Origin of the sequence: Streptomyces sp. NBC_01426 (genome assembly GCF_036231985.1) — a bacterium.
In the GTDB taxonomy this organism is placed as follows: Bacteria; Actinomycetota; Actinomycetes; order Streptomycetales; family Streptomycetaceae; genus Streptomyces.
In genome coordinates, this window is sequence record NZ_CP109501.1 from 91,520 (window position 1) to 111,790 (window position 20,271).

18 protein-coding genes and 2 pseudogenes are annotated in these 20,271 nt (G+C 67.2%); 7 read left to right on the forward strand and 13 right to left on the reverse strand.

The features are described from left to right. Positions 1-165 precede the first annotated feature (165 nt). On the reverse strand, positions 166-867 hold the full coding sequence (locus OG906_RS34910) for a hypothetical protein (protein ID WP_329448297.1): 702 nt from the start codon (positions 865-867) through the stop codon (positions 166-168). Between the two features lie 1,360 nt (positions 868-2,227). Here OG906_RS34910 and OG906_RS34915 point away from each other — a divergent pair. Together OG906_RS34915 and OG906_RS34920 are read left to right on the forward strand one after the other, a co-directional pair. Continuing rightward, positions 2,228-2,746 (forward strand): RRQRL motif-containing zinc-binding protein, encoded by a 519-nt coding sequence (locus OG906_RS34915; RefSeq protein WP_329448298.1) that lies wholly within the window; start codon positions 2,228-2,230, stop codon positions 2,744-2,746. Beyond that, positions 2,743-2,979 (forward strand): hypothetical protein, encoded by a 237-nt coding sequence (locus tag OG906_RS34920; protein WP_329448299.1) that lies wholly within the window; start codon positions 2,743-2,745, stop codon positions 2,977-2,979. Before OG906_RS34915 ends, OG906_RS34920 begins: the two co-directional genes overlap by 4 nt. Before the next feature lie 439 nt (positions 2,980-3,418). On the opposite strand, the gene OG906_RS34925 is transcribed toward OG906_RS34920, so the two are convergent. Then, a complete protein-coding gene (locus OG906_RS34925) occupies positions 3,419-4,159 on the reverse strand; it encodes a tyrosine-type recombinase/integrase (protein ID WP_329448300.1) in 741 nt (246 codons plus the stop codon). 532 nt (positions 4,160-4,691) lie between these two features. Next, complete coding sequence (locus tag OG906_RS34930; RefSeq protein WP_329448301.1) at positions 4,692-5,234, reverse strand: hypothetical protein; 543 nt, start codon at positions 5,232-5,234, stop codon at positions 4,692-4,694. Between the two features lie 207 nt (positions 5,235-5,441). Here OG906_RS34930 and OG906_RS34935 point away from each other — a divergent pair, with 207 nt between their 5' ends. Both OG906_RS34935 and OG906_RS34940 read left to right on the forward strand, forming a co-directional pair. Then, positions 5,442-5,792 carry a hypothetical protein gene (locus OG906_RS34935; protein WP_329448302.1) on the forward strand — a complete coding sequence of 117 codons (351 nt, stop codon included), beginning with the start codon at positions 5,442-5,444 and terminating at the stop codon, positions 5,790-5,792. Positions 5,793-5,840: 48 nt separating this feature from the next. Beyond that, positions 5,841-6,389, forward strand: a complete 549-nt coding sequence (locus OG906_RS34940) for an FAD-dependent oxidoreductase (protein WP_329448930.1) — start codon at positions 5,841-5,843, stop codon at positions 6,387-6,389. Here the strand turns inward: OG906_RS34940 and OG906_RS34945 are convergent. From OG906_RS34945 to OG906_RS34955, 3 genes are all read right to left on the reverse strand, one after another. Further along, positions 6,378-7,169, reverse strand: a complete 792-nt coding sequence (locus OG906_RS34945; protein WP_329448303.1) for a nucleotidyltransferase domain-containing protein — start codon at positions 7,167-7,169, stop codon at positions 6,378-6,380. The genes OG906_RS34940 and OG906_RS34945 overlap by 12 nt on opposite strands. 560 nt (positions 7,170-7,729) lie before the next feature. Then, positions 7,730-8,179 (reverse strand): SRPBCC family protein, encoded by a 450-nt coding sequence (locus OG906_RS34950; protein WP_329448304.1) that lies wholly within the window; start codon positions 8,177-8,179, stop codon positions 7,730-7,732. 524 nt (positions 8,180-8,703) lie between these two features. Continuing rightward, a complete protein-coding gene (locus OG906_RS34955; RefSeq protein ID WP_329448305.1) occupies positions 8,704-9,291 on the reverse strand; it encodes a hypothetical protein in 588 nt (195 codons plus the stop codon). Between OG906_RS34955 and OG906_RS34960 the strand changes: the two genes are divergently transcribed. After that, positions 9,290-9,733, forward strand: coding sequence for a hypothetical protein (locus tag OG906_RS34960; RefSeq protein ID WP_329448306.1), 444 nt, complete (start codon positions 9,290-9,292; stop codon positions 9,731-9,733). The two genes, OG906_RS34955 and OG906_RS34960, sit on opposite strands and share 2 nt — an antisense overlap. 233 nt (positions 9,734-9,966) lie before the next feature. Here OG906_RS34960 and OG906_RS34965 read toward each other — a convergent pair. The 3 genes and pseudogenes from OG906_RS34965 to OG906_RS34980 all read right to left on the reverse strand — a co-directional run. Then, a pseudogene (locus OG906_RS34965) lies at positions 9,967-10,193 on the reverse strand (AraC family transcriptional regulator); the annotation flags it as partial. A 696-nt stretch (positions 10,194-10,889) separates the two neighbouring features. Beyond that, the gene (locus tag OG906_RS34975) at positions 10,890-11,333 is read right to left on the reverse strand and encodes a hypothetical protein (RefSeq protein ID WP_329448307.1); all 444 of its coding nucleotides are present in this window, start codon (positions 11,331-11,333) and stop codon (positions 10,890-10,892) included. Positions 11,334-12,509: 1,176 nt separating this feature from the next. After that, positions 12,510-13,829 (reverse strand): hypothetical protein, encoded by a 1,320-nt coding sequence (locus OG906_RS34980; protein ID WP_329448308.1) that lies wholly within the window; start codon positions 13,827-13,829, stop codon positions 12,510-12,512. Positions 13,830-14,233: 404 nt separating this feature from the next. Here OG906_RS34980 and OG906_RS34985 point away from each other — a divergent pair, with 404 nt between their 5' ends. Next, positions 14,234-14,662, forward strand: a complete 429-nt coding sequence (locus OG906_RS34985) for a VOC family protein (RefSeq protein WP_329448309.1) — start codon at positions 14,234-14,236, stop codon at positions 14,660-14,662. Positions 14,663-14,723: 61 nt separating this feature from the next. Here OG906_RS34985 and OG906_RS34990 read toward each other — a convergent pair. Then, positions 14,724-14,918, reverse strand: a pseudogene (locus OG906_RS34990) (transposase); the annotation flags it as partial. Positions 14,919-15,496: 578 nt separating this feature from the next. On the opposite strand from OG906_RS34990, the gene OG906_RS34995 reads away from it, so the two are divergent. Beyond that, positions 15,497-15,973 carry an IS5 family transposase gene (locus OG906_RS34995; RefSeq protein WP_443067495.1) on the forward strand — a complete coding sequence of 159 codons (477 nt, stop codon included), beginning with the start codon at positions 15,497-15,499 and terminating at the stop codon, positions 15,971-15,973. 191 nt (positions 15,974-16,164) lie between these two features. Here the strand turns inward: OG906_RS34995 and OG906_RS35000 are convergent, their stop codons facing one another. From OG906_RS35000 to OG906_RS35010, 3 genes are read right to left on the reverse strand one after another with little or no spacing between them, the layout of a single operon-like run. Continuing rightward, complete coding sequence (locus OG906_RS35000) at positions 16,165-16,374, reverse strand: hypothetical protein (protein ID WP_329448310.1); 210 nt, start codon at positions 16,372-16,374, stop codon at positions 16,165-16,167. Further along, positions 16,371-16,577: a hypothetical protein gene (locus tag OG906_RS35005; protein WP_329448311.1), complete on the reverse strand. Its 207-nt coding sequence runs from the start codon at positions 16,575-16,577 to the stop codon at positions 16,371-16,373. The genes OG906_RS35000 and OG906_RS35005 overlap by 4 nt, the downstream gene beginning before the upstream one ends. A gap of 59 nt (positions 16,578-16,636) precedes the next feature. Next, positions 16,637-19,948: an RHS repeat-associated core domain-containing protein gene (locus OG906_RS35010; RefSeq protein WP_443067477.1), complete on the reverse strand. Its 3,312-nt coding sequence runs from the start codon at positions 19,946-19,948 to the stop codon at positions 16,637-16,639. Positions 19,949-20,271: the final 323 nt, after the last annotated feature.

Sequence of the window (20,271 nt, forward strand, 5' to 3'; positions counted from 1 at the left end):
TGGGCACAGGTATCGATACCGCGGCCGTTTCTCCAGTCAGCAGTCCTATTCAACGACCAGATGATCCAAACGAAGGACCCTAGGCGCCGTGGCAAAGCTCCTCCCGGGCCGTACCCGGGTATCCGGAGGGATTCAGTCGCAGCGGTTCCATGCCTCCCTGGCTCATCACGCAACCTCCCCATCGAGCTCCCAGGAGCGGTGGGTGAGGCACACGCTGCGGGTCGGCAGGGCCCTGCGGGTGCAGGGCGACTCACCATCGCGGCCGGAGCAGGTTCCCGGCACCGTCGGTGCAGCGGGAGCCGCGGGCTCGACGTCGGCCCGGGCGTCGGCCTCCTCGCGGCAGAGTTTGCACAGGCCGGTGTCGACGGCCCGGCCGGTCAGGAAGATCACGCAGCCACAGCCGCCGCAGGAACAGCGGTTCGGGCCTGCGGGTTCCCGGGGAGCCGGAGCCCGCGCCGGGAGCCGCACGGCGGCCTCCAACTCGCAGTCGGCGCAGTGTCGGGACGGGCCGGGACGAGTGCCGTGCTGGGGGCACAGGCCCTGCTCCAGGCGCTGTTCGCGCCGGCGGGCGGCGAACCGGTCCTGGACGGTCTCGGCGCACAGCTCGCAGGCCGCGCCGGTCCGCCAGATGATTCCGGTCTCGCAGTCCTGGTGGCCGCAGCCCCAGCGGGGTAGGGCCACCCCGAGGAGCCACCGGCCCGGGTCGCGGATGTCGGCGAGCGCCACCGTGGCCAGACGGGCAGTCAGCCGGTGCCGGAGCCGGTCCGCAGCCGTGCCCTCGCGAAGCTGGCGGCCTACTTCACGGGCGGTTCGAGTGACGAACGGGCTGGTGACCTGCTCCAGCAGCACGCGGACTGGCTCCAGCACGGCATAGATCTCCGGACTCATGGTCAGCCGCGGTCCGGTGTACGACGACCTGGCCGGCCCCCCGACCTTGCTGCGCTTGTCGCCGTTCGGCTTCGAGGAGGGCTGGCTAGTCTCACCCGCGCGTAGCGCGACACAACCCCCGCTTTCCGAAAGCGCCTTCGCGTCAGCCGGATTTCCCACAGCCTCAGCAGCCTCAACTACCTGTACCTCGCCTACGGCGGGTGAGATGAGCGCGCACCCGTCATCAGGTGAGTCAGTCCTAGGTGATTCCCTATTCGCGAGGGATCCCTCACCAAACGACAGACCCGATCCCTCACCAACCAACGGACATCCCGCCCAGCCGGCCGCATCCTCGACCGGCTGCTCGGCGCCCTCCTGAGCAGCCGGCGGCGCCGTGGCCGCGACCTGCGCGCCGGCTTCCACGACGGCCTCGGGAGCGATGTCGCGGCAGGTAGCCCGCCAACTCCCCCTCGGTCAGCGCGACGCCCCGCTTCTCCGCGAACGCGATGACCGCGTACGCGCGCAACTGCCGCGGCGTGAGGTCCTCCGCAGCCGCCACCGGCAGCAACACGAACGCCTCCGTCCGCGTCATTGCCCGCACCCTGCGCAGCGCGGACTGACCGTTGCCACCCGGCAGGGTCCGACGGTGCGACCACAGCTCCACAACCCCGTCCGGCCCCGGACGAGCCAGCTGCGTCATCCCGCGCTCCACCGACGCCACCGATAGCCCCAGGTACGAGGCGACCCTCACCGACCGCGCCTCACAGCCCTCCGGCCGTGCCGCCACCTCTACATATACCGACAGCGCGATGTCCGCGTAGAACGGCGAAGACACCAGCCGCATCGGGACTCTCACCCGCTGCCGACGCACCCGTACGGCCTCGACGACAGCAGAAGAGTCGGAGGACCGAGGCGCGCAGGAGGGTCCGGGTGTGGCTCGCGCCACGACCGCGCTCACCAGCCCACCGGCCCGACCGGTGCGGTGAACACCGCAGGAGCCGGACCGCCCAAAGCCGCCTCGTAGCTTCCTGCCGGAAACTTGCCTTCCTGTACACACGTTGCCGAGGTGCGGACTCTCGCACACGGGCCCCGGCTCGTCGGCGGGCCGCCTTCCCAGAGGTGCTCGCCGGCCGGTTCCGGTGACCCGGGCAGGCCGACCGGCCTCAGCCCAACCCCCGCGCCCGCCACTCCGATCCCGGGGCTGGCGGGCGCCCGTACGTACCCAGATACTGCCTCGATCTGGAGGGTTCATCGTGATCACCCCCCGGCCGCGCCGCAGGATCGGCCGCCCGCGCCCCGCCATTCCCGGCCCCCGCTACCCGCTCCCCCAGCGCCGCCTGCCCGGTACCTGGAGCCGGTGATGGCCGACCAGGACGAGGACCTGGTCGACGTCGACCCCTACGCCCCCGCCGAACCCGAGACCACGATCCCGGTGTTCAAGGGCCTGTGCGCACCGTCGGGGTACGCGACCAAACGCCAGCTCAGGGCGATGGGGCTGCGCCCCGGTGGCCAGGAGCCGGTCGCCGAGGTCGAGACCCGCGGCCCGAAGAACGGCCTGCTGTACGAGATCGCGAAGGCCCGCCCGGTACACCCGATGACCCTCGCCAAGGAGTTCGCCCTCGACAAGGCGATGGGCGCCAGACAGACCTGTGACACCTACCGCCGACGCTACTTCTTCGTGCTCCCGACGTCCCTGGCCAGCTGCCTGGGGTGCCACGACGCCAGCCAGCTACATCGCTCCCCCGGCCGCACACCGGCTGGCCGCGTGAAGGCATCTCGCCCCGGATCGGCCGGGGCGAGATCACGGGCGCCGCAGCATCGGCAAGAGGCCGGCGCCCTGCTCCCTCACCCTTTCGAGATCAGGAGAACCCCAGCATGACGCATCACCGCCCCGCCCTGTTCGCCGCCGTCCTCGCCCTGGGCCGCGCCGCCTCCAACATCGGCGACCACTGGATCCAGAACGACCACTGGGCCCGGGTCAAGGCCGCCACCGACGCCAAGCCGGTCCTGATGCCCGCCGCCGACCCGGACGCGGAGCCCGTCGCTCACGGCACCCGCGACGGGATCAAGGCATGCGCCTGGCACTGCCTTTCTGTTGGGTTGGCGGCGTAAGCGTCTGTCGGCCGATCGGTGTTTGTACTGGCCAGTGGCCCCTCGGAGGGGCGGAGCGGTGTGCGACAGATGTCGTGCAGGGCCGGAGCTAGACAAAGGTGAGCCCCAGCAGCGCACTGGTGAGGAACACCGACCGGTAGGGCTTGGTGCCGGGCCAAGTGGGCGGGCGAGACGCAGTTCCGCACGACGCAGGACCGGTAGCCGATCAGAGGGTGATCGGGCGACGGCCGCGCGATCCGCAGCTCCGCGTCCCAGCCCAACCCGGCCAGGAAGCCCGGCCGCACCAGTGAGAACAGCCGCTCGGCCTGCGCCGACTACCGTCCGCTGTCCGCAGGCGGTGCCAGCGCGCGCTCCCCGTTCACCGCCGCACCCCCTCGATGAGCGAGCCCACGCGCTCGACCGCGGCGCGGAGCCGTTGCGGCGAGGGGTGGAGGTAGACCTAGGTGCTGGTCACCGAGGCGTGGCCCAGGAGCTGCTGCACCTCGTCAATCGCTCCGCCGACTTCGACCACGTTGGCGGCGAAGGCGTGCCGCAGGGCGTGCGGATGCACGACCCGCTCCAGTTCGGCCCGCTCCGACAGCCGCACGAGCAACTCATTGACCGCGCCGGGCTTCATCGGCGCGCCGACAGGCGGCCGGGACAGGTTCACCAGCACCACGTCGCCAAGGACCGCCTCCACGCACCTCGCACGCTCGACCGCATACTGGTCGAACGCCTGCAGCAGCAGGAAGTCCACCGGCACTGCCCGAGCCCGCCGCGACTTCGCCCACGCACCCGAGCCGTTGTCCCGGCGCACGACGTGCAAGTGCGAACCCGGCACCGAGCAGCCCAGATGCCGGGCATCGACGAGAAAGTGAATGTCCTCGCGGCGCAGCCCCGCCGCTTCCCCGCGGCGTAGCCCGGCCCGCGCCATGAGCAGCACGATCAGCCGGTCCCGCGCCGTCCGGCAGGCCCGTAACAGGGCCAGCACCTCCTCGTCACTAGCGCGGTCAACCGGCTCATCCGGCACCGCCGCCCGGTGCCGGGCCCTGGCGTAGTCGACCGCCTCACCTCGAACCTCGACAGGAAGGTCACGATCACCAGCCACCTCATAGAGCATGCCCAGCACCGCCGTCGGGGCGTTTCCCACGGCCACCTGGTGCTTGAGGAATTCCCGTATCGCGGCCAAGACCGTGTTCACCCGACGCGCCTCCCGCACCGGTCGGCATCCCGGACCAGCGATCACCGTGCCCCCGTCCAACCTGGCATGCCGCAGCCAGAGCATGAACGCCCCAAGCCGACCGGCGCACTCCCGCCAGTCCCGGCCGGAGCGATCACACCAGGTCAGGAACAACTTCATCGCGCCCGGCACGGGCGCATCTCAGCAACAACTGCGACGTCCGCGACACCGGTTCGGGAACTGTCGGGCACAGGTTCACCGCCCGGAGTGACACGACAGTGCACGACACCTACTGGAACCCATGGGAACTGCCTGACCTACACCGCCACGCAGGCCCTCGTGGTCGGGGCTGGCGCCCGCGTCCGGGGTATCCGGCTGCACGCCGGCGCCGACGCAGCCGCGCTCCGCCCTCTCGGGCGTCACCCACTACATCGCCGACCGACGGGTCCCGGGCGGCGTCCTGGAGCAGCTCGCGACCAAGACCGGCGAGGGCAACCTCTTCCGCCTCGCCGACCACGGACTCAACGGCGCGTATCGCTCGACCTTCTCTGCACTAACTTTCGGGATGCGATCGCCTGACTTCGTACGCGCTCATGGGTATCTCGATGAGACCCAACTCCCGGCGGACTGCTGCAAAGAATGCATGCTGGACCGACCACAGCTTTTCGAAGTCCTCCGCCGGAATAGCTGCCTCGGAATATGTTGCTCGCGCTGCAGCGATCTGGCGGACGCTCCGGACTACATCCCCGGTGGCCCTAACGGTCTCGGCCGACTCCGACACGAGACGAACAGCCATCGAGGTTGCCTCCAGCCTTTCTTTGTAGGGCCGTCCGGTTTCGTCAAAGAACGGCATGAGGCTACCGGGAATCCGGGGATGCGGGACGGCAGTGATGTTGGCGGTCGGCTCAAGCGTGTACGCCATGTACTCACGGTAGGCAGCCACGAAGTCTTTACAGGCGGCGAGGCGGATGTCCCTCCATTGGCGCGCGTGGTCACGCTGCCACAACCGGTCTTGATTGCGAATGGACAACCACCCGCCCAGCACCACGCCAAGCAGTGCAACCACCGCCGTGATCGATGTGCCCACAACGTCCATCGGTTCTCCCCCTCCTGGCCTTGGTGGACCAGGCCCAGTTTTCGCCCTTGCGTGTTCACGAGACGCCACGGCAACGACGGCATCTCGCGTTCCACCCTGCTGCCACGTCGAGCCGTGACCCAAGTTAGTGCAGTCAACTGACCAGGCTTGGCACGAGGGCTGGGAAACCCTCGCCGCACTCCTTGCCACCATCAAGGCGACCAGCCGGTGACCATCCGATCCCGCACCCGCCTGGAACGCGTGCGCGCCTCGGTCGGCATCGCCTGCCTGGCCCTCCAGCAGATCCAGGACGACCTCACCGCCGAGGACGTCGACCAGGCGGAGCTCGCCGCGATCCTGCGCGAGCTCATCGAGGACACCGACCCGCCCGGCGGCCTCATCCCCGCCCTGGCGCAGCTGGTCACCGTCGCCGCGCAGCGAGCCGAGCACCTCGAGCCCGACCGCGACGGCGACGCCTCCCACTACCTGCACGAGTCCGCCGCCCTGATCACCGACAACACCGGTGCGCGCCTGCTCTGGGTTGCCCGCGCCCTCAACCCGCAAGGAGAACTCGCATGAGCACGTCGCCCGGTCGGCAACACCGCGCTCGACGCTCCCGAGTTGCGGATGTCGGTAACCACCGGACCCACCTATATCTGGGGCGCCATGTTCCCCGAATCCACCAGTACCGATTCCCTGCGCGACCTGCGTGGCGGCGAACTGCGGGGCGCACTGATCGGCCGATTCCGCGAGCGGGGCTGGGCCGAGCACACACTCGAGGTCATCGCCCGAGCCGACCCGCACAGCGTGGCCGCATTCCGCTTCAACGCCGCCTCCACCCGCGCAGAGGATCTCGCGCCTTGGCCTGCGGGTCGTATCACCGCGCTGGGCGACGCTGTCCACGCCACACCGCCCACCGCCGGAATGGGAGCGGGTGCGGCCATCCGCGACGCCGCCAGCCTGCTCACGCACGTCAGCGCCGCCGCCGACGGCACCGCCACCCTCACCGACGCCGTGGACCATTTCGAGGCCGGCATGCGCCAGCGCGGCAGCGAAGTCCTCACCCTGGCCATGAAGACCGTCCGGTGGATCCTGGCCACGGACACCACACTCGGCGCCGCAGCCACCGTCGTGAGCACCCCAATTCTGGCCGCAGCCGCCCGGCTACGTCACTGACGAGCCGCGCGACGCCCGTGCCCTGCACTCAGAACAAAGGGTCCCGCACGCGCACGGGCCGGTAGCCGGTGGGTCCAAGATGGTGCCGTGCCAGGTCCTGCGGTAACCGTCGCGGAGAGGGCCGCCGACGAGGTCGAGCACCTTCAACGCTGCACGGATCAGTGCTGCGGGGTCGCCTGACCCGCACAACCGGTGGTGTCCTTCGAGGAGGGCGGCTCCGCGCTGTGGGTCGGCTTCCAACAGACGGCGGGGCAACCACTTCCCGCCGCCGATCCACGCGTGATGGTGGTCGCAGAGCAGATCGGCGGCGGCATTGACCACGTACCCGGCCACGGCCAGACGCTCGATGGGGTCACTCGCGTCAGTGAGGTCGTCCAGGGCGTCCGTCAGACCGTAGCGTCTTGTATCGACGGTCTCCGGTTCCAGTGCAGGCGGACCTTCACGAAGGTCCGCTTCGGCCAGGGCGCGGGCGCGCCCGGCCTCGCCATTGGAATCGACCAGTACGAGACCGGAGGCGTACATGTTCTGAAGGACCGCCCGCCGTGCAGCGACGTCTGCGGCGAAGAGCTCCAGGAGACCGGTACGGGTGTGGACGAAGAGCTCAACGACCCGTTCCTCGAACCGGATCGTTTCCCGGCAGGTCACGCCGCCGTCCTCGATGAGCACCGCGATGTCCAGGTCACTGCTGGCAGTGACTCGTCCGGTAGCCGTGGAGCCGGCGAGGACCACGGAGAGCGCATCGGGAAAGCGGCTGCGGACGAGACGTCGCACCTGGTCCATGGGGTCTACATGCATGAGGGGCAGAGTGCCAGGATCCTTGATCAGAGGCGAGTCGATTCCGCACGGCGTGGGGTCGGCCGCCCCGCGCCCCTGCGCCCAGACCAGGCGCGCCAGGTCGCCGAACGCCTGACCGCCGCGGCGCCTGGACACCCGTGGACCGGTGCACGGGTGTCGGCGGCGTGGGGCTCCCGCGATGTCCTGGACATCGTTCTCGTCGACCGGACCTGGTGGCGGAGATCAGCGCCGACACCGCCATCGACCACGGCGGCGTCCACAGACGCCCTTTGCGATTCCGGCGTCTGCGCCTGGATGTGACAGCGGGGGATGTCCCCTATTCGGGGAAGCGACACACGGAGGCAAAGCCGCGGGATGAGCAGCTCAGAGCACCGGTCCCGGCGGAGGCTGCACCACCATGCCCGCTGGTGCCTTCAGCTCGGACGGGCAGGGCCCGACCGTTTCCCAAGGGTGCGGATCGGGTCGGGCCCTTCGACGCGGTGACCTCCGTCGCGGCAGCGACGGCGCGGTGTCTGCGTCAAGTTCTGAGGCAAGCGGCCCGGGGCTCAGACTTCGCCGCGCCAGGAGCCGGACTCGCCGCCGCGGGACTCGATGTACTTCTTGAAGTTCTTCAGGTCGCCGGTGACCTGCCGCTTGACGAAGCCGAGCTTGTCGCCGAGGTTCTCGGCGAAGCCCTCGGGATCGTAGTCAAGCTGGAGCATGACCTTGGTCTTGTTCTCCCCCAGGCGGTGGAAGGTCACGACACCGGCCTGCTTGGTATCACCACCGACCGTGGTCCAGGCGACACGCTCATCAGGGATCTGCTCGGTGATCTTCGCGTCGAACTCCCGCTCCACACCACCCACCTTGGCCTTCCAGTGGGTCAGGGTGTCGTTCACCTGAGTGATCTTCTCCACCCCGTCCATGAACTGTGGAAACGTCTCGAACTGCGTCCACTGGTTGTAGGCGGTGCGGACGGGAACGTCGACCTCGATGGACTCTTCGACCTGCGACACGGGAACGCCCTTCACTCGTTGCGACCACACCGGCCGGCTGTCAGCGGTGCGGGGGACAGGCTCATGGATGCCCCACACCGCGCTGCTGCCCACACCCGCGCAATCCATGACCCCCGAACGGGCGCCCGAACCGACCATCCCTGGAACGCGGCATCACGCCGCTACCAGACGTCTGAAGGTGCAGCTCCCCAGTTCCGCCAGCATCGGACCCTGCTTGTGTCGTACCGGCCCTTCGCCGCCGTCCGACAGCTGATCCTCGACGCTATTAGCGAGCTGCTCGGCTCGCTCGCCGCCGCCTTCGTCATCGGGGCCCCCACCCTGACTCGGCGATGCAGCTCTCCCGTGAAGGGGCACCATGTCCGCCACCGGCACCGGGAGCACCGACACAAGCTGATCCTTTCCGGAGGTGTCCGGCGGCCAAGTTTTCGCCCCCTTCGCCTGCACTTGACGGCCCGGGATGTGCGCCTGTCTGGGACAGTCCCCCACCGTCCGGCGGGATGAGTTGGTCAACGCACCTGCGCCGGCTACTCCTGCAGGATTGGAGTCATGGGCTGTGCCAATGCGGCTCGTCGTCGCAGGGCCGCAGTTCTCGCCCGGAGGCTTCTGTGCTCGGCGATGCCATGGTGCCCCGGCTCGCTCGCGAGCAGGAGCACGGCAAGGCGTTGGATTCTGCTGTCCAGCGCGAGGGCCAGGCGTCGGCGTTCCCGGCTGCGGATGGCGGCGACGGTGTGCGCCGTGGTTTCCAGTTGGGCGGCCAGAAAGCTGGTTGGCCAGCCTCGTTCGGCGAGGTCCTGAAGGCTCGTGGCGGCTCGGTCCGAGCCAACCAGCCCGGGTAGAAGGCGCTCCCGTCTGAAGGCGCTGTTCAGGGGTATGCCGAGGATGGCTTCCGAGGTGACCCGGTGAATGACGGCCGGCCGCTCCCCATCGGGACGGAGCAGACGCCGGACGAGGGTGACGGCGACTCCCGAGATTTGGGCGATGTCCGCGGCTGACAGACCCGTCGTGTGGCTTGAGCGTTCCCATTGGAGACGGTCGCCACGCAGAGCGCTCAGGCAGTTCGGTTCAGGCGGATGGTGGAACCGGTCCTGTCCGGGCGATGTCTGGGCAGGCATGGATGCTCTTCTGTTCTTCGCCCTGGTCGTCGGGCCGTTCCTGGCGCCCTGCATGGGCCTGGGCGCCGCCGTCGCGCTCGTCCGACGGGTCTGTAAGCAGCAGCCGGTCCTGGTCGGACACCTGCCCAGCGTCACCACCTACGCTCTGGTAGCGGTCATGGCTGGCGCGGCGGCGTACGGCGCGTACTCGTGGGGTGTGATGTCGGGGTTCTACATCCTGGACCCGGATCAGATGTGCGCGTCGATGGGCATTTCGGGCGATCATGTGGTGACGCGATGGACGTTGCCGGTCAGTGCTCAGTGCGTCACGTCAGACGGTGTGGGAACCGAGCTGGTCCCGGGCTGGGTGAATCCCGTGATCTTCACAGGTCTCGCGCTCCTGCTGCTGGCCTTCGCCACAGGAACCCTCGCGGTCACACGTCGGCGTCTCTCCCCGCGGTGAAGCAGGTCACTCGCGCTCCTCACCTACGCGCACACGAGATCCGCATCTCGTCAACCATGACGCTCACCCGCCAGTTCGAAAACTCAGTCACACCCCGACGCTCCCCATGCAGCGCCCCTCGTGGCAACGCGCCTGCCTTGGTGACAACTATCGTGCTTCCGCTCACGTCGATGGGCGGGAATTGTGACTGAGTGAGCCTTTTCAACGTGGCCCCGATCGAGTGACGCCGGGTCACGACGGCTCATGTACGCCCGCGCCGCCAGCGTCTCCACGTCGAACTGCTCGTGGAGGTGCTCCAGCGCCCAGGCGACGACCTCGGCGAGCGGGTCGGCGCCGATCTCCTCCGGTAAAGACCTGTCGAGGTAGCGCTCTGACCGCGCGGCGGGACCACCAGTCGGCGGGCCAGGGCTTCGGCCGCCTCGTTGCCGTGGTCCGTCCGCACGATGTGGAGAGAATCGTCTCAGGCACCCGGTATGTCAGCCAAGTCGTACAACGCCCACTGAACCGCTCCGGATCGATGGAGGCCCGGGTGAGGCTTCGCACTGACAGCGGTGGGTACATCCGCAAGCATGGACGCCGGCGCATGGATGTCGCTGATAGCTACGGGGATCGTCTTGCTCATCGGAGCGGGGCTCATCTGCTACGAGCATTGGGGATCCGGCGCGAACCAGAGCCGGGAGCATGACCGGACAACACCAGCGGAGGAGGCGGAGGCGGCTGACGCCCACGGTTCGGCCGACCCGTCTCAGCCCGAACCTGCCGTCGATCTCACGACCGCGCTGCAGCAGAGCATCGAACAACGGCCTGGATCTCGTCGGACTCCCATCGCGGTGGATCGGTGCCTTGGGTTCAGCGTTGCCGCTCCAGGGTGGGGACGGCTGCAGCGATTGACGACATTCGATTCGGGCTGCACCGGGCCTTGCGGAAGATCCGCCACGTGCGCCTCCAGGGCGTACGGACCTCGTGGTGTCTTCCGTCGAGGACGCGAGCGTAACCACGCTCGCGTCCTCGTCCTGTGGGCCCTCATCCGAGACCAACGCACCCTCACCACCGAGCTGCCCCACCCCGATCTCACCTTGGCATAGCGCCCTTGTGGCTGTGCGCTTGATGTGGCCTCTTGGCCACACCTGGTCGTTCCCAGGGCGGGCGGTCGGGATCAGGGGGCCCAGGGCAGTCGTAGGGCCTCGATTTCCACGTCTGTGAGGAGGGCCTCGACGAGCGGGGCAGGGCCCGCCACCTTGGTGGCCCAGAGGTCGTAGTCCGTGCAGAGGGCCCAGGACCGGTCCTGGGCCCAGAGGTTCGACGGGGTCCAACCGTCCTCCTCCGAGTGGTGGTACAACGCCTTGGCGTCCCCGAGCGCGCCGGCCCGGACGTGCAGATTGTCGAAGTCTGCAGCCCTCTGCAGCAGCGGGTTGTAGTAGGCCAGGCAGCGGGTCTCCGCACCCTGTGGGCTGTGCTCGGTGAGGATGTCGACCAGGCGGTTCCAGTCGGCTCGGTCCAGGCTGCCCTCTGACGGCCCCGCGATGCCGACCGGCCAGCCGCTCGGTTCCCGGAGTGAGGGGAATGAGCGGTAGCAGGGCAGCCGCCCCTCGGGCGCCACGGGATCACCGGTCCGCCGCGAGAGCTCCGCCCAGCGCAGCCGGCGCCAACGGGGGCCGCGGGGCTAGCCCGGCGTCCCCCGAACACGTCCGCGGGGGCCCGCCAGAGAGGCTCGACGCGCCGGTACGAGGGCAGCACGTCGCAGCCGACAGGAGTGCGGCACGGGCCCCGGGCAGGACAACCCGGGGCCACCGTCGGCCGGCCCGCGCCTCGGGCCGCCAAGAAACGCGCGACCAGCATGCCCCCGCCCACCCCATGTGCACATGCGGCTCGCCCTACCACGCACCATCACGCTCACGGCCCCGTCCACACCCGCCCGACACCACGCCAAGGGGCCTCACCTCTCGACCACCGCGCAAGAAGCCCTACAGGCCGCGCGCCGTCTCGACGGTGTCGACGGTCGTGAACAACTGGCCGGCCTGCGTGACGTCCAGGAGCCGGCCCAACTGGGGCGGCACGGTGCCCGCCAGGACCAGACGGCCGGTCGCTCACCCTGGTAGCAGAAGCACGCCGTGACACCCGCTCACCCTGGGGCTGGTAGACCGAGTTCGACAGCTCATCTTGGGACGTCAGCGCTGTCGACGCGCGCCTACTCAGCACACCGTGCCACCACTACCCGGGTGCGACAAGACCTACCTCGCCGGACTTACCTCGCAGGTATCTTTCCCAGGTCTGCCCACTGATCCAAACGAAAACCCCTATCGTGGGCGCGGCGCCGGAACCCAGGGGGTCCAGCCGCCCCCGAGGTGGGGCCGCTCTCTTGCCCACGGCTTGCCGTCGCCTCCGAGCACGATAATCGTGGTATGGAAGTCGTTTCCAGTGTTTTCACCTTCGACGAATACCTGACTCGTAGCAAATCCGTCCAGAGAATACCATCCCCCTTTGTCATGAGAATAATTCGTCCATACTGCGCCGTCGGTACCGATGACGAATTTCTCCTCACCAGACGGGAGGGACCTCTCGGTAACCCCGTATTCACATTTATACGAAGCGCCTTCCAGGTTGCAGAACGACGCCTGGGCGGATGCTGAACTCGCGGTCAGTCCGGCCGTAACTGCGGCGGCGAGGATCACGGCCTTCATCTTATTCTTGTGGGGAACCATCGCTGGTCAGGCCCTTCTTGATGTCGGAAATTCGGTATCACGACTCTTGCACGGTTAGCGATTCTGCGTTCCTATTAGAAGTCCGTCACGCGCAATTGCGCGGCCACTTTCCAATGTCCAGTAAGATTCCCATAGATGCCTGTGACCCAGGCGCGCTCGGAGCAGCTAACCCGCTTCTTCTTCCCTGGCCGGGGGTCCTTGCAGGCCTCACCTGAGGAGGTCATCGAAAGAATTCCACGGGCGGTAACCATCCCGTCCACTCCGTAAGAAAAGACGGGGCCGCCACTGTCCCCCGAACCTGCGAGGTACCTTCCAGCTATCTGTTCCACCTGGTTCACATTCCGCTCTTTACCATCCGACTTTACCCACTGATTTACCTTAATTACCTTTGCTCCGCACCGCTCCCCCATAAGGGCCCCATTGGTGCACAGCAACTCGCCCAGGAATGTTTGATGGTGCCCCCGCACCTTTCGCGCACTGTGGTACATGCCTACCCCGTATCCGGTGTACATCCAATCGACAGCCGAACCGTTGGTAACTTCGACCAGCGCAGAGTCGGCCGCCTCCTGGACGTCGACCACCTTGCCTACGGTTTCACCCAGGGGGTTCTTGATGACGTCGCCGACTCCCTTCACGCAGTGCTCGGCGGTGATCACATATGTGCGGCCGGTCTGAGGGGAATACGCCCCGAAGCCGGCGCTGCACACCCCTTTGGGAGTGCTGAGAAGCTGCCCTCCGTAGAACCCAAGCCTTGCGGGCCCGCTATATCGGGCGCTTGGATCAGCAACATCCGTCGGGGATTTTTCCTCGGTCAAGATGACGGGCATCCCCCCGGAAATAGAGCTCGGAATGGCGCCAGCCTCTTTCTGATTTCCCAGAGCATTTCCGACAGGCAGCCCGGAGGAATCGACGCCGATGGTCAGCGAGTTGCCATCGCTGCTTGCCCCGGCGCTCACGACGGGGGCCCCACCCACAGTGACACCCGACTTAATAATCTTGCGCGCCTGGTCGTCCAGCTCCTTGAAAGTGTATTTCGAAGCCGTGACGGAAACACTAATTCTCTTTCCGCGATGGGTAGAGACCAGACTGGCAACTTCCTGGGGGATCTCGCCCTTCCAGCTAAGCGTGTACCCTGCACCCGTCGTGGAAATCACAATGCCGGCATACCCCGTGGCCGGGTCCTCCTGGGCTACGCGGTAGATTTCATTGGCCGCTTCTGAGACCCTGGCCTGGCTTCCCATACCGGCATTCTGGGCCTCAGCCGCGGTGGGCGGCTTGCCCGCCGCAGAACCTTGGCCCCCCTCGGCGCGCGCCAGGTTCGGAAGTACGATCAGAGAACCGGAAAGGGCCAGCGAGAGTCCCAGAGCCGCCTTCCCCTTGGGAATCTTATACATCACAGTTCCACCTTCAGTATTTTCGTAACAGAATCCGGGCGACCTGAAGCAGCCCCATCGACTGCAGTTCGTCCGGGCCGTCCATCAACGACGCAGGAACGAATACGCCGATGTGAGCCCCGTCGACGCGGAGGATCAGGCTCTCATTTCCCACTAACGTTTTACTCACGTTTCCCTTACGCACCTCTCACGTAGCCATCACGCGGACCGCGACCTTGGGTCTGCCGCACGATCGGGTGACATCTGAACTGGCTTGCCCTGCGGGGCAGGTGGGAAGGATGTCGCTGTGCCCAAGCCTTATCCGGAAGAGTGTTGCGTCGTTCTCGTGGACTGCTCGGTTTGATCACCTGGTGTCCGATCCGGACCAGGGTTGGACTGCAGAGCCCGCTTGGTAGGGTGCGCCGATGTCATTGATCAAGCACTTCCAAGTCACCTTCGACTGCGCAGAACCTGAGCGCCTCGCTCGCTTCTGGTGCGAGGTGTTGGGGTACGTCGCGCCGCCGCCACCGGAGGGGTTTGCCACTTGGGACGACTTCAAGCGCGCGCAGCCGCCCGAGCAGCGGGACGCATGGTTTGCCTGCATCGACCCTTCAGGCGTGGGCCCGCGACTGTACTTTCAGCGCGTTCCCGAAGGGAAGGCTGTCAAGAACCGGGTGCATCTCGACGTGCGGGTCGGCACCGGACTCGTAGGCGAAGAGCGCCTCGCCGCGCTTGAGGCCGAGTGCGCACGACTGGTCCCGCTCGGGGCGGTACACGTACAAACGCTGTATGACGGCAATGATTCATGCATCCCGATGCAGGACATCGAGGGCAACGAGTTCTGTATCGACTGAGCATCCTCCGAGCCGTCAAGCCGCCTCCATTGGACCTCTCTGGTCCGGTATAGGGCGGGAGTTACCCCGTCAGGGCGAGGTTGTGCAGCCGGGCGATGCCGAGCATGGCGGTGTGAACGCCATCGCCCTTCAGGCGGCAATCGCGCAGGATCTTCCAGGTCTTCATCCGGGCAAACACGTGCTCGACGCGGGCGCGGACCTGCTTGTGAGACTTGTTGTGGACGTGTTTCCAGTCGGGTAGATCCTCTTCCTTGCGGCAGTCGGCAGGAAGGCCAAGTCAGCGCGCGGCACTATACAAAGCGTCGAATTGCGAAGCCGCGATTTGTACAGATGCGGCTCATGACGGGCCAGGGGTAGACGCTGCTTCACTTGTCGCATGAATCCAGACTTCTACTCAAAGGCGAGTCCGCCCGCCGTGACGCCGGGGCCGGGGATCGCCTCGGCGGCCTGCGCCAGCATGGGTTCAACGGGCGGCTGCAAGGGCACTCCAGGCCTCCCCACGGGTTGTGCCTGCCGGGAGCCAGCCTGCCCCGTCGAAGGTCTTCACGGCCCGTCAGAGACCGCCACTGGCCGATCGCCGTGTGCGTGCGGTGCAGGGTGGATGCACGTGTTGTCGAACGCCGGAGACGCGATGGCACGGATACCGCCGGCGGAAGCTGGTGAAGCGGCTGCCATCCCCATGCCGATACCGGCAACGACAATACCCAGACCGCGCGCGCTTGTGTGAAGGGTCATGCCTGCCTAACGATCCTCTTCCTACGACAGTTGCCGTCAGCACCAGAACCGCAACCGGTGCTGGAGTTGTCATGCCCTCCGTCCTGGTCCTTGGCGTCGATGGCGTCGAAGCAGGCGAGAACCGCCCCCTCGATGGCTTCGCGCAGGGCGTCGGAGGTGATGCATGTCCTGTCGGACGCGAACGGACTGCCTCTCCTCGTCGGCGTCTCCGCGGCCAACACCCACGACAGTCTCGCGCTGAAGCCCATGATCACGGGTCACCAAACGAGACACGACCCTCACCGCGGCCGCTACTTCAAGCCCCAGCGCCTGCATGCGGACAAGGCGTACGACGTCCCTCACCTGCGGAAATGGCTATGGGGCAAGCACATCGGCGTGCGCATCGCCCGCAAGGGCATCGAGTCCAGCGAACGCTTAGGGCGCCGACGATGGGTCATCGAACGCACTATGTCCTGGCTCACCGGATACCGCAGACTCAACCACCGCTACGAACGCCATCCCCGCAACTACCTGGCCTTTCTCGGCCTCGCAGCCGCCCTCTGCTGCTACAAACGACTCGTCCGACTCACCACATAGGACACGGTCTAAAAGGTTGTCCGAGGTCCCACCCGCGGTAGGGCTCCCCGCGAAGAAACCTCCAAAGGCCGAGATCCCGTCCGGTCTTCCGACCGGACGGGATCTCGCAACCTCTGCTGACGGTTTCAAGGTGGAGTCGGTTGGAGGGCCAGGCCTGTGGCGGTGGGGCACCCCTCGATGGGGGTGTTGGCCTACGGCTGGGCCTTCGCGACGTTCCGCAGGTACACGTATGTCAGTGCCCAGGGTGCGAGCAGCAGCGCCAGGAGGGCCCAGCCGCCGGTGTTTCCGGAGACGATGAGGAAGACGGCGAACATCGCTCCGCATGCCACGGCGATGGTGGCCAGTGTGAAGTAGCGTTTGATTCCGGCTCGCTGTTCCATGGTCCATCCGGGCTGGTTCACGGGTTGCGTGTCTTCCTGTGGCGCACGATTCCCATTCCGATCGCAGGGCCGAGCAGGACTGCCGCGGGAGTGCCCAATGCCGCGGCGGGTGCCGCACCGGTCAGCAGCATGACGGCTGCCATGACCGCGTAGAGGCCCCCGAAGGCGAGCACGAAGTTTCTCCACGGATGAACGCCATGGGTGGCATGGGACTCGTTCGACATTCCTCTTCCTTCCCGGACTGGTGGGGGCTGCGGATCGCGGCCCCCACCTGTTCACTGGTTCACGAAAGCCAGGCCTCGACCAGGCCGGCCGTATTGGCACCGGCCGCCGCGCATCCCGCGGTCGCCAGGAAGCCGGTCGACGGCCCGATGGCTGCCTCGCAGGCCGCTCCGACCACGACGCCGGCGGAGAGGCTGGCCGCGCCCTGCGCTGCTCCCGTCACGTCGCCGTCCGCCAGATCGCGTCCGATGTCGATGACGTCGAGCGCGTCCCCCACGTAGCCGAGTCCGTCGGTGATGCTGCCGAAGCCCAGCAGGCCGCTGGGATCGATTCGGTTGACGGGGTCGCCCTCGGCGTAGAGGTAGGGGTTCTTCTCCTGGCCGGAGGGATCCTGCTGGGTGAAGCGGCCGAGATTGGGGTCGTAGTAGCGGGCCTGGAAGTGGTAGAGGCCGGTGGGGTCTTGGTAGCCACCGGCGAACCGGTAGGGCTGGGAGACCCTCTCCGACGTCGCCGCCCGCTGGACGCCACTGGGGCTGTACGCATAGGTGTTGGTCTTGGTTCCGGTGTCGTCTGCGAGAGCCACCACGCTGCCGAGCGCGTCGGTCAGGTAGTAGTAGGACTTGCCCCCGGTGGTCATGGAGTTGAGAGTGCCCCCGGGTTCCCGGTTGAATCCCATGTCCACACCGCCGGTGGTCTTGGCGGACAGGCCCAGCGGCCCGTTGTGGAAGAAGGTGTCGCCCAGCTTGATGCGCTCGCTCTGGTCGGTCGAGCCGTACTGGCCGTCATACACCTTGCCGCTGACGGTCAGTGAGGTGAGCTGCGAGTGGTCGGACCACTTGCCGGCGGTGCGGGTGCCTTCCGGGGTGGAAGCGCCCGCCGTTTCGTTGCCGATCTTGTCGTAGGACCAGTTCGTCGTCGAGCCGTCCTTGGCGGTGATCTGCTGCGCGTCGTTGAGGCTGTAGGTCGTGCCCCGCGGGCACCCGGGATCAACGCCCTGAGAAGTCAGGTTGCCCGCCTGGTCGTAGCAGTACTGCCAGGAGGAGTTGAGGGTGCTGCCCTTCTCCTCCTTCGCGTAGGAGAAGCGGCCGGCACTGTCGTAGGTGTAGGTCGTCTTCAGGCCAGTGACGGCGTCGGAGCTGGTGCGGATCTTCGCGCCGTCCTTGTTCCCGTTCAGGTAGGAGTAGGACAGGTCGACCAGGGTGCCCTTCGAGGAGGTGGCCTTGATCTTCTCCGGGCGCCCCGCCTTGTCCGGAGTGACCTCTTGAACGGTTCCGCCGGGGTACAGCGTCTTCTTGCGCAGGTCGTTCTCGTTGTACTCGTACTTCGTGACCTTACCGGTCGGGTCCTTCAGCTCCTTGAGCTTGTTGACCTCGTTCCACGTGTAGTCGGTGGTGCCGGCCGGGTCCTGGTAGTAGTCGACGTTTCCGGCCGGAGTGTAGGCCAGCTTCGTCTGCGAGCCGTTCTGGAGCGTGCGGACCGTCTCGCGGGACAGCGGATCGAAGTCGTACTTCGTGACGCCCGTGCCGTCGGAGCGCTGCTCCAGGTTGCCGTCGCCGTCGTACTCGTAGGTGACGGTGGCGTAGTTGGAGCTGTCGACCTTCTTGATCCGGTCACGGTTGTCGTAGGTGTAGGTGATCGTGACGCCGCGGCCGTCCTGTGCGTTCGTCAGCCGTCCGAGTTCGTCATAGTGGTAGGTGGTGACGCCAAGCGGTACCGGTGGGGTGACGCGGTCGAGGTTGCCCTTGGCGTCGTAGCGGAACGAGGTCGAGACGGACTTGGTGTCGCTGAGTTTCGTGGTCGCTTTGCAGCGCTGCCCTTCGAAGCCGCCGCAGGTGGGCGTGGCCGGGTTGTAGTCGAAGGACTGGTTGCCGCCCGCGGTGCCGGTGACCGCGACGGACCTGGTGTTGCCGGCCGTGTCGTAGGTGTAGTCCGTCTTCTCGTCGTCAGCGTTCGTCGATGTCCTCGGCAGATCGGTGCCGGCCACGGTCTGGTAGCCGGCCGTGGCGGTCGCGCCGGTGGGCAGCTTGGCCGAGGTCGGGTTGTTGCGGCTGTCCCAGCCGTAGTCCGTGACGTTCGCGCCCGTACCTCCGACGCCCATCGCGTCGCTGGAGGTGTCGACGTTGTGGTTGGCGTCGAACGTCTTGGAGCGCTCGTGCCGGAGCGCGTCGGTGACCTTGGTGACGTCCCCGTCGGTGTTGTGCTCGTAGGTGGTGGCGTGCTGCTCGGGGTCGGTGACCGTTGTCGTGCCGGCGTCCGAGGCGCTTGTGGCGCTGTAGGCATAGGTGTAGGTGGGGCCGGTGTGGCCCGAGCCGTTGGTGTCCGTGGCCCGCAGCATGGAGGTGACGCGGTTCTCGGCGTCGTAGGTGAAGGTGGTGACGCGCCCCTCGGGCGTGGTGATCTTCACCAGTCGACGGGAGGAGTCATACCCGAACGCGGTGGCCTTGCCCTCGGTGTCCGTGGTCTTGGCGAGGTTGCCCGTCGGGTCGAGGTCGAAGACGGCAGTGCGGTCGGTGTTGTCCTTGGCCTGCCACTGGGAGGCGTTCGTCTTGAGCAGGTCGACCGACCGGCCGGATCGGGTCTCGGTGAGCTTGAACCCCTTGTGCTCACCGCCCTCGTCGTGCTGGGTGACCGCGATGACGCCGTTGTTGCGGTCGGTCACCTTGGTCAGGGTGCCGTTCGCGTCGTAGGTGTCCTTGACGCCCGACTTGCGGTTGGTGAGGGTGTAGGTCCCGTCCGCGTTCTTCTTCAGATCCTTCGAATAGCCTGCGGGCGTCTTGAAGGTGCCGTCGGCGTTCTTGATGAACGTGAGCGTCTCGCCAGTCGTGTCGTAGACCACGACCTCGCCGGCGAAAACCTGCGCGTAGCGTTCGTACTCCTGCCACCAGCGCTGCGAGACCTTCCCGTACGGCGCGTCGAACGAGTTGTAGGTACGGGCGAGCCTGAGCTTCTGCCCCACGCCCGCGATCTCGAAGTCGGTGGCGGCGAGCATCAGATTGCCGGTCGAATAGTCGATCCTGGCCACCAGCGAGTCGGTGATCCGGAAGTCGGAGATCTGATGCCAGGGCACCGCCCCCTGGCCCTCGGGGACGTAGATGAGTGGAGCCGCAACGCGGGCGGCCGCGCCGGGCTGCGCTGCCGCAGCGTCGGCAGCTGTCGAGCGCGATCGGCGCTGCTGCGCCTGGCGCCAGTCGGCCTGTTCCTTGGAAGGCTCGCCCTCCACCTGGGGCTCGACGGGCCGGTTCGTACCGACCTGCACCGGAGGCACAGGAAGAGCGGTGGCCTTCGCACCCCAGGCCGACGGCGACGGAGCCGCCCCGTCGGCCGGGAGGGCAAGGGCCGGCATGGACGAAAGGCTCAGCGCGGCCACGGCCATGGAAGCGGTCAGGCCGTGCTTGATTCTGAAACGGGCTCGCCGAGAAGGCGCGCCAAAGACACGCGAGGTCATGCTCTTCCCCCCACAGGAAGTCATCGCAGCGGCCCCATCGGCCGCTGGAGCCCCCTACGCTTCCACGATCCAGCGGCCATTCCCGGAAACCAGTTCGATATCCCTGTCGGATTCAGCCAACTTGGAGCACGACCGACGCGCGACCGGACCCGACCCGGAAGGGCTTCCTTCCCCAGATCCTTTGACGGCAGTCCCCCACCGCGACCGGAACTTTTCCATGCAGTTGCCCGAGGGCCAGACAGACCGCAGCG